Annotated in this window: 10 protein-coding genes; 7 read left to right on the forward strand and 3 right to left on the reverse strand. The window is 69.1% G+C overall.

Translation table 11 applies throughout. From position 1 onward, the window contains the following. Nucleotides 1-2 precede the first annotated feature (2 nt). A complete protein-coding gene (gene hemE, locus AC07OX_RS30580; protein ID WP_495263223.1) occupies nucleotides 3-1,112 on the forward strand; it encodes a uroporphyrinogen decarboxylase in 1,110 nt (369 codons plus the stop codon). Between the two features lie 479 nt (nucleotides 1,113-1,591). Then, a complete protein-coding gene (gene priA / locus AC07OX_RS30585; protein WP_493195963.1) occupies nucleotides 1,592-3,673 on the forward strand; it encodes a replication restart helicase PriA in 2,082 nt (693 codons plus the stop codon). 22 nt (nucleotides 3,674-3,695) lie between these two features. On the opposite strand, the gene AC07OX_RS30590 is transcribed toward priA, so the two are convergent. Both AC07OX_RS30590 and AC07OX_RS30595 read right to left on the reverse strand, forming a co-directional pair. Then, nucleotides 3,696-5,339, reverse strand: a complete 1,644-nt coding sequence (locus AC07OX_RS30590) for a S41 family peptidase (protein ID WP_495263222.1) — start codon at nucleotides 5,337-5,339, stop codon at nucleotides 3,696-3,698. A gap of 106 nt (nucleotides 5,340-5,445) precedes the next feature. Next, nucleotides 5,446-5,655 (reverse strand): hypothetical protein, encoded by a 210-nt coding sequence (locus AC07OX_RS30595; protein WP_062476199.1) that lies wholly within the window; start codon nucleotides 5,653-5,655, stop codon nucleotides 5,446-5,448. A gap of 288 nt (nucleotides 5,656-5,943) precedes the next feature. On the opposite strand from AC07OX_RS30595, the gene AC07OX_RS30600 reads away from it, so the two are divergent. Further along, the gene (locus tag AC07OX_RS30600; RefSeq protein WP_070063936.1) at nucleotides 5,944-6,582 is read left to right on the forward strand and encodes a hypothetical protein; all 639 of its coding nucleotides are present in this window, start codon (nucleotides 5,944-5,946) and stop codon (nucleotides 6,580-6,582) included. Nucleotides 6,583-6,591: 9 nt separating this feature from the next. Here the strand turns inward: AC07OX_RS30600 and AC07OX_RS30605 are convergent, their stop codons facing one another. Then, on the reverse strand, nucleotides 6,592-7,611 hold the full coding sequence (locus AC07OX_RS30605; RefSeq protein ID WP_095743466.1) for an AEC family transporter: 1,020 nt from the start codon (nucleotides 7,609-7,611) through the stop codon (nucleotides 6,592-6,594). Nucleotides 7,612-7,760: 149 nt separating this feature from the next. Between AC07OX_RS30605 and AC07OX_RS30610 the strand changes: the two genes are divergently transcribed. From AC07OX_RS30610 to nadE, 4 genes are read left to right on the forward strand one after another with little or no spacing between them, the layout of a single operon-like run. Continuing rightward, nucleotides 7,761-9,857, forward strand: coding sequence for an ATP-dependent helicase (locus tag AC07OX_RS30610; RefSeq protein ID WP_062476196.1), 2,097 nt, complete (start codon nucleotides 7,761-7,763; stop codon nucleotides 9,855-9,857). Beyond that, entirely contained in the window at nucleotides 9,854-10,312 is a 459-nt protein-coding gene (locus AC07OX_RS30615) for a hypothetical protein (RefSeq protein WP_495263221.1), read from the forward strand. The genes AC07OX_RS30610 and AC07OX_RS30615 overlap by 4 nt, the downstream gene beginning before the upstream one ends. After that, on the forward strand, nucleotides 10,309-11,490 hold the full coding sequence (locus AC07OX_RS30620) for a phospholipase A (protein ID WP_369644870.1): 1,182 nt from the start codon (nucleotides 10,309-10,311) through the stop codon (nucleotides 11,488-11,490). Before AC07OX_RS30615 ends, AC07OX_RS30620 begins: the two co-directional genes overlap by 4 nt. A gap of 28 nt (nucleotides 11,491-11,518) precedes the next feature. Further along, a complete protein-coding gene (gene nadE / locus AC07OX_RS30625; RefSeq protein WP_495263220.1) occupies nucleotides 11,519-12,367 on the forward strand; it encodes an NAD(+) synthase in 849 nt (282 codons plus the stop codon). The last annotated feature ends 179 nt before the right edge of the window (nucleotides 12,368-12,546 follow it).

Below are 12,546 nucleotides of genomic sequence, written 5' to 3' on the forward strand. Positions count from 1 at the left end.
CCATGCCTTTCGCCCCTTTGCAAAACGACACCTTCCTGCGGGCCTGCTGGCGCCAGGCCACCGATCACACGCCCGTCTGGCTCATGCGCCAGGCCGGCCGCTACCTGCCTGAATACGTTGCCACGCGCGCCAAGGCCGGCAGCTTCATGGGGCTGGCCACCAACACCGACTACGCCACCGAGGTCACGCTGCAGCCGCTGGCGCGCTACCCGCTCGACGCGGCCATCCTGTTCTCGGACATCCTCACGGTGCCCGACGCGATGGGCCTGGGCCTGTCGTTCGAGGCCGGCGAAGGCCCGCGCTTTGCGCGCCCGGTGCGCGACGAAGCGGCCGTGGCCGCGCTCGAAGTGCCCGACCTGGACAAGCTGCGCTACGTGTTCGACGCCGTGGGCTCGATCCGCAAGGCGCTGAACGGCCGCGTGCCGCTGATCGGCTTCTCGGGCAGCCCGTGGACGCTGGCCTGCTACATGGTCGAAGGCGCGGGCTCGAGCGACTACCGCCTCGTGAAGAGCATGCTGTACGGCCGCCCCGACCTGATGCACCGCGTGCTCGCGGTCAATGCCGATTCGGTGGCCGCGTACCTCAATGCCCAGATCGACGCCGGCGCACAGGCCGTGATGATCTTCGACAGCTGGGGCGGCGTGCTCGCCGACGGCGCGTTCCACGAATTCAGCCTGGCCTACACCGCGCGCGTGCTCGCCGGCCTGAAGCGAAACGGCCCCGACGGCCAGCCGGTGCCGCGCATCGTCTTCACCAAGGGCGGCGGCCTGTGGCTGGGCGCCATGCGCGCGCTCGACTGCGAAGTGCTCGGCGTCGACTGGACCGTGAACCTGGCCGCCGCGCGCCGCCTCGTGGCCGAAGGCACCGAGGACAAGGCCAAGGCGATCCAGGGCAACATCGACCCGAACGTGCTGTTCGCCCCGCCCGCGGCCATCGAGGCTGAGGTCGGCAAGGTGCTGCAGGCCTTCGGCAAGCCCCACACCGACCGCACCACCACGGGCCCGACGCACATCTTCAACCTGGGCCACGGCATCAGCCAGTTCACGCCGCCCGACCACGTCGCGGCGCTGGTCCAGGCGGTGCACGACCAGTCGCGCGCGCTGCGCACTTGAGCTAACAAATGTGAACTGCCGACCGCCCGGTTGGCAGACTCAGCGCCCCCCGAAAGCCAGTCGCCCGGCGTTTGTCAAGCCCTAAAACGGCCCCGGACGCCCGACTTATGCACAAAACGCGTGTTGCACTGCGCAAGATTATCTGAGGGGGCATTGGTTCTGCTCCTAAACCAATAGCGACGCTAAGTGGTTGATTTATATAGGTTTTGATTTTTGCTTTTTTTACAGGCATTCCAGCGGAAGCCTTGAAAATCAAGGCTTCGGCGACTATCCAGCCGTCTTGTCAACAAAGTTATCCACAGAAACTCTGGATGACCGCCAAAGCGCTGTGAAATCAACAACTTAAGCGGTCTTGCTCCAAAACGCATTAACAAACCTTGCCAAAAAGGACGCCCAGCCCCTCCGCCGAATCGCCGCCCGAAGCCGGCGCGCCACCGGTCACATCCGCCACAAACGTCTCCTGCCCCTGGCGACTCGACATCGCGGTGCAGACGCCCGCGCATGCGGCGCTGGGTGACCTGCTGAGCTACGCCGGCGCCGAACCGCTGGTGCCGGGCACGCTGGTGCGGGTGCCGCTGGGCAAGCGCGAGGTGCTGGGCGTGGTCTGGAACGAACCGACCTCGCTGGAGGGCGCCGAGCCCGACATGGCGCTCAAACCCGTGGGCGCGGCGCTCGACGCGCTGGCGCCGCTGGGCGAGGCCTGGCGCGACCTGGTGGCGTTTGCCGGGCGCTACTACCAGCGCTCGATCGGCGAGATCGCGCTGGCCGCCCTGCCGCCGCAGCTGCGCGACCTGAGCACGACCCAACTGGCGCGCCGCCTCAAGCGCAAGACCACGGCCGGGCCGGTGGCCGAGACGGCCGAATCCGCGAACCTGATCGCCCTCTCCGACGAACAGACGGCCGCGCTGGCCCGCATCGAGGCCGGCACCGGCACCTTCCTGCTGGTGGGCAGCACCGGCAGCGGCAAGACCGAGGTCTACCTGCGCTGCGTGGCCGACCTGCTGGCGCGCGACCCCGAGGCGCAGGCGCTGGTGATGGTGCCCGAGATCAACCTCACGCCGCAGCTCGAGGCCCGCTTCAAGGCGCGCTTCGGCGACGAGGCCGTGGTGTCGCTGCACAGCGGCATGACCAACCCGCAGCGGCTGGCGAGCTGGCTGGCGGCGCACAGCGGCGCCGCGCGCATCGTGCTGGGCACGCGCATGGCGGTGTTCGCGTCGATCCCGGGGCTGAAGCTCATCGTGGTCGACGAGGAGCATGACCCGAGCTACAAGCAGCAGGAAGGCGCGCGCTACTCGGCGCGCGACCTCGCCGTGTGGCGCGGCCAGCGCGAAAAGGCCAAGGTGATCCTGGGCTCGGCCACGCCCTCGCTCGAGAGCTGGCACCAGAGCCGGCCGCCCGAGGGCGACGACCCGGGCGGGCGCTACGTGCGGCTGGCCATGCCTTCGCGCATCGGCGCGGGCGCGCTGCCGGCCGTGCGGCTGGTGGACATGAACCTGCAGCCGCCGAAGACGGTGATCTCGGGCGCGCTGCTCGACGCCATCGGCCAGCGCATCGCGCGCGGCGAGCAGAGCATGATCTTCCTGAACCGGCGCGGCTATGCGCCGGTGCTGGCCTGCGGCGACTGCGGCTGGAAGAGCGAATGCCCGCACTGCAGCGCCTACCGCGTGTTCCACAAGATCGACCGCACGCTGCGCTGCCACCACTGCGGCTTCACCGAGCGCGTGCCGCGCGCCTGCCCGGCCTGCGGCAACCCCGACATCGCGCCCGTGGGCCGCGGCACCGAGCGGCTCGAAGAGCACCTGGCCGAGCTGTTCGCGGGCGTGAAGCATGCGGATGGCAGCGCGGTGCGCATCGCGCGCATCGACGCCGACAGCACGAAGAAGCAAGGCGCGCTCGAATCGCAGCTCGCCGCCGTGCACGCGGGCGAGGTCGACGTGCTCGTCGGCACGCAGATGATCGCCAAGGGCCACGACTTCCGCCGCATCACGCTGGTGGCCGCGGTGAACCCCGACGGCGCGCTGTTCTCCAGCGACTTCCGCGCGCCCGAGCGGCTGTTCAGCCTGTTGATGCAGTCGGCCGGCCGCGCGGGCCGCGATGCCGCCTACCTCGCGGCGCAAGGCGCCAAGGCCGAGATGTGGATCCAGACGCACCACGCGCCGCACCCGCTGTTCGCGGCGCTGCGCCGGCACGACTACGAGGCCTTCGCCAAGCAGCAGCTCGAAGAACGCCAGGCCGCCGCCATGCCGCCCTTCGCGTTCCAGGCGCTGGTGCGCGCCGACGCGCGCGAGCAGGCGGTGGCGCAGGGCTTCCTGAACCTCGCGGCCGACCAGGCCGAGGCGCTGCCCGGTGCGGACCTGGTCACGCGCTACCCGGCGGTGCCGCTGGCGATCCAGCGCGTGGCGAACGTGGAGCGCGCGCAGATGCTCATCGAAAGCCCCTCACGCGCCGCGCTGCAGCGCCTGCTGGCCGCCTGGCAGCCGCTGCTTCACGAACTGCGGCGCACGCCCGAGGGCAAGGGCGTGATCCGCTGGCTGGTGGACGTGGACCCGCACAGCATCTGAGCGCGGCGCGCGGACGCCTGCTTCAGCGCGGACGCAGGATGCGGTTGCGCAGGCCTTCGGGCTTGTGCAACAAGGGCGCGGCGGGGCCGGCGACGGCACGCTTGGCGAGGCGCCCGGCCGGTGCGGCGGGGCAGGCCCCCGAGACCTGGTGCGCCAGTGCGGCGGCCAGGCGCGCCTCCTGCGGATCGCCGAGCGCACGGCTGAAATCGTCGGGCACGAAGCAGGTAGGCACGATGCCGTCCGGGTAGTCGCCGAAGCCCTTGGCGTTCACGCCCTGGAACTGCACGCTGAAGTAGGTGGTGCCGCAGTTGTCCTCGGGATAGAAGCCGTAGGGCTTGCCGCAGGTGGTGTCGCCGATCTGGACCACGTCGATGTCGATGCCGCGCAGGCCGTTGATGAACGCCTCGCTGGCCGAGCAGGTGTCGGGGCCCGTGAGCACGTAGACGCGTCGCAGATCGAGGCTGGGCAGCGGAAGGGGCGGGTCGATGGGAGAAAGAAAGCCCAGGGTGGTGGCCCAGAACGGCGTGGGCGCGAGCGTGTTGCCAGTCACCGGATCGCGCTCGGTGTGCTTGTTGTTGAACCGCACGGTCTCGAAGGTCTTGCCGCGCGTCTGCGTCTCGCCGGCGACCATGAAGCCCAGTTGACTGGCCAGGTCCAGATAGCCGCCGCCGTTGTAGCGCAGGTCGACGACCAGCTCGGTGGCCCGCTGCGCGCGCAGCCACTCCATGGCGGCCTTCAGTTGCAGTTCCGCCGTGCCGATGTGGTCGTTGAATTGCAGGTAGCCGACCGTGCGGCCCGCGTTCGGGAGCGTCTTGACGTTCTGGACGGGGGTCGAGATCACCGGCACCGCCGTCAGCGTGATGTCGCGCGGGGTGTTGCTGCCCGCGTCGACGACGGTGAACCGCGTGGACGTCCCCGGTGCAGCGCCAAAGAGCGCCGCGTTGATGACATCGACGCCTTCCTGCGTGGGGTCGTTCACGAAATCGACGCCGTTGACCCCGAGCACCCGGGCGCCGCGCGACAGGCCGGCGCCCGTCGTGGCCGCGGGAGAGCCGGGCTCCACGTACGCCACGCGCAGATCGCGCGGCGGGGAGAGGGCAAAGAAAGCCCACTGCGCGCCGTATCCGACGGACGAGCCGGCGCCCGAGAGCGCATTCCACTCCTCGGTGGTGTAGGTGAAATGGAACTGGTCCTTGTCCCTGCCCGAAGGCGTCACGGCGTGGGTCTTGAGCAGGTCGAAATAGTCGGCCGTGGCGTACAGCGCCGGGTCCAGGTCCGGCACCTCGTCGTACCAGAGGTAGGTGTCGTTGGTCCACGACCGCAGCCAGTTGTTCTCGTCGAGCGTGCGGCCGGTCTTGTCGGCGAAGGGCTTGCCGTCGGGGTCGGTGCCGGTGCGCGGTGCCGCGCAGCGGTCCTTGTAGAGGCTCGCGGTGCGGAACACGCCCTCGACCCAGGGCGTGTTGCGCAGGGCATCGCCGTCGTCGGGCACGTCGGGCGGTGCCGTGGGTGGGGTGGTGGCAGGCGGCGGGGTGGCCGTGCCGCTGTTCGGCCAGAAGCCGACAGCCGAGCCGCCGTCTCCCCCGCCGCCGCAGGCGACAAGCACGGCCGTCGGGACGGCCAGCAGCAGAAGACGGGCGAAACGAAAACGCGGGGAGGAAAGAGACACGGCGAGATTCCTGGAGGGCGGTAAGGCGCCGCCATCCTAGGAAGCTCTGCGTCGTTGCGCATTGGACCAAAGTCCTAGGCGCTGCACGAACGCGCCGCGTCGGTCTTCAGTGGTAGCCGGTGGGCTCCTTGCCCATGTCGACGTAGCGCAGCTCGTTGTGCCGTCGCCGCGCAATGCTGTTCGGCCAGGCGAACACGACGAGGCTCAGCGCGGCCAGCGCGAGCGCGGCGCCCGTGCCGATCGTGCCGGCATGCCAGAACCAGCCCACCGCAGCGAGCCAGGCCAACCACATCAGGATGCGAACCAGTATTGCCATCGCGCGCCCCACTTGGACCCTTCACACCTTGGACTCGGAACCACTGTAGCAGTGCAACTGCATACGCAAGCATTCATCTGAAGAGATAACGCACGGTATGCCTTTAGACATGCCCTGGGATTACCCCGAAATAATCTGCAAAAAGAGTTGACGGTACCCCCGCCCTTGCACAAGCTGTGCCTGTGCGGTTCCATCGCTGGGTCCGCGGTGTTTCGTGCCCGCTCGCTTGATGCAAAGGTCGCCGTGAAATCGTCGTCTCTTCTGGCTGGGGTTGCTGTGGCTGTCGCCGTGTCGCTTTCGTACCTTGCCGCTGCGGGGTCCGCGGGTGCGGCGGAGCTCGAACTGCAGGGTCGGCGGCTGGTGGTGTCGGGCACGCTCGACGGCAGCAAGGTCAAGGCCTTCACCGAACTCCTGAGCAGCGGCACGGTGCGCACCGTGGTCTTCGAAGACTCGTTCGGCGGCACCGCCGAAGCGGCCGGAGCGTACGCCGACGCGATCCGCGAGAGCGGCGTGCAGACCGAGGTGCGCGGCCATTGCATGGCGGCCTGCGCCTACGCCTTCCTGGCCGGCAAGACGCACCGCTTCGGTCACGGTCTGCAGGTCAACGGCATCCTGGTGCCGGTGGCGACCCGCCCCACGGCGGCCGAGCTGGCGGTGCGCTGGCGCGGCGAGGAAGCCCGCAAGACGCTGGCCGATTTCACGCCCGCCCCCGGCGCCACCGACGCGGCCCGCCCGATGGAAGCCACCGCGCCCGCGCCCAAGGACAACTGGCAGCCCGACCACGGCGTGCTCTTCACGGCCAGCCCGACGCTGTTCGGCCGCATCTACAACACCTACTACTGCGACGGCACGCAGGGCCGCGACTTCTCGAAGTGCGAGCGGCTCTCCGACGCCGACCCGTACAAGCTCGGCGTGCTGACCGAGTGACGCCCCCGGTCAGCGCAGCGCGCCGACCGCCACCGGGAAGGTGAAGAACGCCGCCACCGTCGTCCACAGGATGATGCGTGCGATGCGGCCGTTGTCGGCGCCGAAGCGCTCGGCCAGCATCGACACGTTGCTCGCGCTCGGCAGCGCCGCAACCAGCACGATCACCGCCAGCGCCGAGGGCGCGAGCGGCAGCCCCAGCGCGATGGCACCGCGCCCCAGCGCCCAGACCGCCAGCGGGTGCAGCACCAGCTTCACGAGCACCACGGGCAGCACGTCGGCCAGCGGCGCTTTCGGCGTGGGCCCGGCGCCGGTGCCCATCGCCGCCGCCACCATGGCGCTGGCGCCGTGCTCGCGTGCCAGCAGCGCCGAACGCGCCAGCACCGCGCCGATGGTGAAGAGCGCCACCGGCGAGGCCGCGTCGGCCAGCATGGCGATCGTGCGTTCGACCGGCCCGGGCAGCTGCCAGCGCACCGCCGACAGCAACACGCCCAGCAGGATCGACCAGGGCATCGGGTTCACGAGGATGCCGCGCAGCGCCTTGCGCGCGGCCAGCGTGGCGCCGTGCCGGCCCGCACTGCCGGCCCCGTCGAGCCGCGACAGCGCGATGCACAGCGACGAGGTCACGACCAGGTCGAACGCGATGGTGATGATGATCGGCCCGGCCGCCTGCGCGCCCAGCAGCGCCACCAGCAGCGGCACGCCCATGAAGCCGGTGTTCGGAAAGGCCGCCACCAGCGCGCCGAAGGCCGCGTCGTTCCAGCCGATGCGCGCATTGCGCGTGAACAGCACCACGCCCGCCACCACGGCCAGCGCGCAGATGCCCCAAATCAGTGCAACGCTGCCGTCCAGCAGCTGCGCGATGGGCGTGCCGGCGCCGAAGCGCAGCAGCATGCAGGGCAGCGCGAAATACAGCACGAAGGTGTTGAGCCCCGGGATCGCCTCCAGCGGCAGGATGCGGGTGCGGGCGGCGGCATAACCGGCCGCGATCAGGGCGAAGAAAGGAAAAGTAACAAGGAAAACAGGCAGCACGCCGGCATTGTCGTCCTCCTTCGCGGCGCGATGCCCGCTGACACGGACGGCCGCAGCCGGGCCCGTATCATTGCCCGCTTTGCGACGGCCGCGCCCTGCGGCCCCTCCTGCCTTTTTCGCGTTCCCGCTTTCCCGGTTCCCCCTCCCCCATGTCCCACGGTCTCAATCTCGCCCAGCAAGAAGCGGTCAACTACATGCACGGTCCCTGTCTGGTGCTCGCAGGTGCGGGCTCGGGCAAGACGCGCGTGATCACGCACAAGATCGGCCGGCTGATCCAGTCGGGCCTGAAGCCCGAGCGCATCGCGGCCATCACCTTCACGAACAAGGCCGCCGCCGAAATGCGCGAGCGCGCCAAGGACCTGATCGGGCGCGACGCGCGCAAGGTGGTGGTGTGCACCTTCCACGCGCTGGGCGTGCGCATGATGCGAGAAGACGGCCACGTGCTGGGCCTGAAGAAGGCCTTCAGCATCCTGGACGCCGACGACGTCACCAAGATCTTGAAAGACTGCGGCGGCACCGTCGACATCGCCACCGCCCGCATCTGGCAGTGGACGATCAGCAAGTGGAAGAACATGGGCCTGAACGCTGCGCAGGCCGCGGCCGCCGCGGTGGACGACAACGAGCGCATCACGGCCGAGATCATGGTCCAGTACGAAGAGCGGCTGCAGGCCTACCAGAGCGTGGACTTCGACGACCTCATCGGCATGCCGCTGAAGCTGCTGTACGAGTTCCCCGAGGTGCGCGCGAAGTGGCAGGCCATGCTGGGCCACATCCTGGTCGACGAATACCAGGACACCAACGCCACGCAGTACGAAGTGCTCAAGGCGCTGGCCGGCGAGCGCGGCCAGTTCACGGCGGTGGGCGACGACGACCAGTCGATCTACGGCTGGCGCGGCGCCACGCTGGACAACCTGAAGAAGCTGCCGGTCGACTACCCGACGCTCAAGGTCATCAAGCTGGAGCAGAACTACCGCTCCACCAGCGCCATTCTTCGCGCGGCCAACAACGTGATCGGCCCCAACCCCAAGCTGTTTCCGAAGACGCTGTTCTCCGAGCTCGGCGAAGGCGAGCCGGTGCGCATCGTCGATGCCGACACCGAGCTGCACGAGGCCGAGCGCACGGTGGCGCGCATCATCAGCCTGCGCGCGGGCGACACGGTGTCGCAGGGCAAGCAGTACAAGGAGTTCCGCGACTTCGCGATCCTGTACCGCGCCAACCACCAGGCCCGCATCTTCGAACAGGCGCTGCGCAAGGCGCAGATTCCCTACAAGGTGTCGGGCGGCCAGAGCTTCTTCGACCGCGCCGAGATCAAGGACCTGTGCGGCTGGTTCCGCCTGTGGGTCAACAACGACGACGACCCGGCGTTCCTGCGCGCCATCACCACGCCCAAGCGCGGCATCGGCCACACCACGCTGGCCAGCCTGGGCAGCTTCGCGAGCCAGTACAAGCTGAGCCTGTTCGCGGCGCTGTTCAGCCCCTCGCTGCCGAGCGTGATCCCCAAGCGCACGCTCGACGGCGTGCACGAGTTCGGCCGCTACATCAACGACCTGGAGTACCGCGCGCGCCGCACCATGGGCGCCGAAGCCTCGCGCGCCTTCATGCTCGAGTGGCTCAAGGAGATCGACTACGAGCGCCATCTGTACGAAGGCGAAGACAGCGAGGCCGCAGCCGCCACGCGCTGGACCAACGTGCTGGAGTTCGTCGACTGGATGTCGCAACGCGCCGGCGGTTCGCTCGACGACGCCTCGGGCGCCGACGACACGAACCCGAACGAACACAAGAGCCTGCTCGAGGTGGCGCAGACCATCTCGCTGCTGTCGACCATCAGCGAGCGCGAGCAGGACCAGAACGTGGTCACGCTCTCGACGCTGCATGCGTCCAAGGGCCTCGAGTGGCCGCACGTGATGCTCATCGGCGTGACCGAGGGCCTGCTGCCCTTCAAGCTCGACGACGACAACGGCCGCCAGAAGGTGGTGAGCGACGAGACCACGCAGCGCCTGCAGGAAGAGCGCCGCCTGATGTACGTGGGCATCACCCGCGCGCAGCGCAGCCTGGCCGTGAGCTGGACCAAGAAGCGCAAGCAGGGCCGCGACATGGTGCCCTGCATGCCGAGCCGCTTCATCGCCGAGATGGGCCTGGACAAGGCCACGACCAAGGAAGACCCGCGCGAGAAACTGAAGGCGCTGCGCGCCGAGTTCGCACGCAAGGCGCTGGACAGCGCGGCCAAGGCCGCCGCCACGCCATGAGGACGACGGCGACGGTCGCAGTCGCGCTGCTTGCCGCCGCCCTGGCGGCCGGTTGCGCCGCACCCCGCGACCCCAACTGCCCCGCCGACGCGCGCGAGCTGCCGCTGCAGGCGCTGTACGGCCAGTGGGACGCCCGCTTCGACGACCTGCCCGGCTCGGCCGTCGTGCAGCTGGGCAAGCACCCCGAGTACGCCGGCGTGCGCGGCACCATCACGCGCCGCGCCGATGCCTCAACGAAGACGACCGTCGCGCAGCTCGCGGGCGATGTCGACGACGAGGGCGCGCTGTCCATCGACGAATCGCTGGACGGCCGCGCCATCAGCGGCATCTGGTCGGGCACGCTGCAACCCGGCGCCTGCGGCCGCGAGTTCCGCGGCACGTGGCGCGATGCCGCGACCGAGCGCACGCACCCGTTCGTGCTGCGCAAGACCGTCGCACAGGAAGGAAAGCCATGAAGACGACACGACGACACCCTGCTTCTCTGTTCACGCTGCGCACCGTGGCCGCCGTGGCCGCGTGCCTCGGCGCCGCATCTGTCGCACAAGCACAAGCCGTCGACAAGCCCGCCAGCCCGCTGGCCGACGCGCAACTCACCTGGCAGCAGTGCGCCGCGCTCGGCGCGAACAACGAAGCGCGCCTGGCCTGCTACGACCGCTGGTCTCAACAACAGACGCTGCCCTCGGTGTCGGTGCCCGTGGCGCCGCCGGTGCTCGCGAGCACGCAACCGCCGGTGGACGGCACGATCCCGGCCACGCGCGTGGTCTCGGTCGCCACCACCGAAGGCTGCCGCGACCGCCAGTACTCGACGCTGTCGCGCTTCTGGGAACTCGAGAACGCCACCGACTGCGGCACCTTCGGGTTTCGCGGCTACCGCCCGCTCACGGTGTCGGCATCGGCCGCGACCGACAAGCCCCAGCCGCCGACCTCGCCGTCGGCCGGCCACACGGCCGAGCCCGTGGCCTACCAGGCGAATGAGATGCGCATCGGCCTGTCGGTGCGCACCAAGCTCGCGCAGGGCATGCTCACGCAGAACGACCCGATCAAGAAGGACTCGCTGTGGTTCGCCTATTCGCAGCAGTCGACCTGGCAGCTGTTCAACGGCTCGATCTCGCGGCCCTTCCGCACCACCGACCACGAGCCCGAGCTGATGTATGTCTACCCGACCGACGTCCACCTGCCCGGCGGCTGGCGCTGGCGCTATGCGGGCGTGGGCATCGTGCACCAGTCGAACGGCCAGAGCCTGCCGCTGTCGCGCAGCTGGAACCGCGTGTACCTGATGGGCGGCGCCGAGCTCGACGACCGCTTCACCGTCACGGGCCGCGTCTGGCAGCGCATGTCCGAAAGCGCCGCGAAGGACGACAACCCCGACATCGCCGACTACATCGGCCGCGCCGAAGTCACGGGCCGCTGGAACCTCAACCGCGACAACCAACTGGGCATCACGGTGCGCAACAACCTGCGCGACAGCGGCCGCGGCTCGGTGCGCCTCGAATGGCTGAAGGCCATCGGCGACCCGACCAAGAGCAACCTGCGCTTCCACACGCAGCTGTTCCATGGCTACGGCGACACGCTGGTGGACTACAACCGCAAACGCACGGTGCTCAGCATCGGCCTCAGCCTCGTCGATTTCTGATCTTCATCCTCACATCCAGGCCCCACAGATGAGTGCAGACCTCACCCCCGTCGATGCCACGCAGCGCGAGATCATCGCGGCCCTGCACGTGGCGCCCGTCTTCGATGCCGCCGCCGAACTCGCGCGGCGCACCGACTTCCTTGCCGACTACCTGCGCAGCACCGGCCTGAAGACGCTGGTGCTGGGCATCAGCGGCGGTGTCGATTCGCTCACGGCCGGCTGCCTTGCGCAGCGCGCGGTCGAGAAGCTGCGCGCCGAAGGCCGCGACGCCACCTTCATCGCGATGCGCCTGCCCTACGGCGTGCAGCGCGACGAAGCCGAGGCGCAGGCGGGGCTGGCGGTGATCCGCCCCGACCGCCTGCTGACGGTGGACATCCGCCCCGCCGCCGATGCGATGCTGGCCGCGCTGCACGCCGGCGGGCAGGCCTTTCGCGATGCGGCGCACGAAGACTTCGTGCTCGGCAACATCAAGGCGCGCCAGCGCATGATTGCGCAGTTCGCGGTGGCCGGCGCGCACGACGGCCTCGTGATCGGCACCGACCACGCGGCCGAAGCGCTGATGGGTTTCTTCACCAAGTTCGGCGACGGCGCGGCCGACATCACGCCGCTCACCGGCCTCAACAAGCGCCGCGTGCGCGCCGTGGCGCAGCTGCTCGGCGCGCCCGATGCGCTGGTCTACAAGGTGCCCACGGCCGACCTCGAGTCGCTGGTGCCGGGCAAGCCCGACGAAGACGCCTTCGGCGTGAGCTACGAGCAGATCGACGATTTCCTCGAAGGCAAGCCGGTGTCGGCCGCAGCGCGCGCGGTGATCCTGTCGACGCACCGCAAGAGCGCCCACAAGCGGGCGCTGCCGGTCGAGCCGCCTGTACTTGGGTGACAAACGGATCACATTGAAGTCCCCGAAAGGGATGCTTCGATGCATGTGTAAAGCATCGGACGAAAAAAAGTCGCGAAATACCAGCCTGAGAGGGACTTGATTAACCTTTAGGTATCAATTGGTGCGCTTTTGTCTGCAAGAATTTTGGACGACCGGACACACAGTCCGGCCTTCTGGAA

The organism is Variovorax sp. GW821-FHT09D07 (assembly GCF_059416345.1).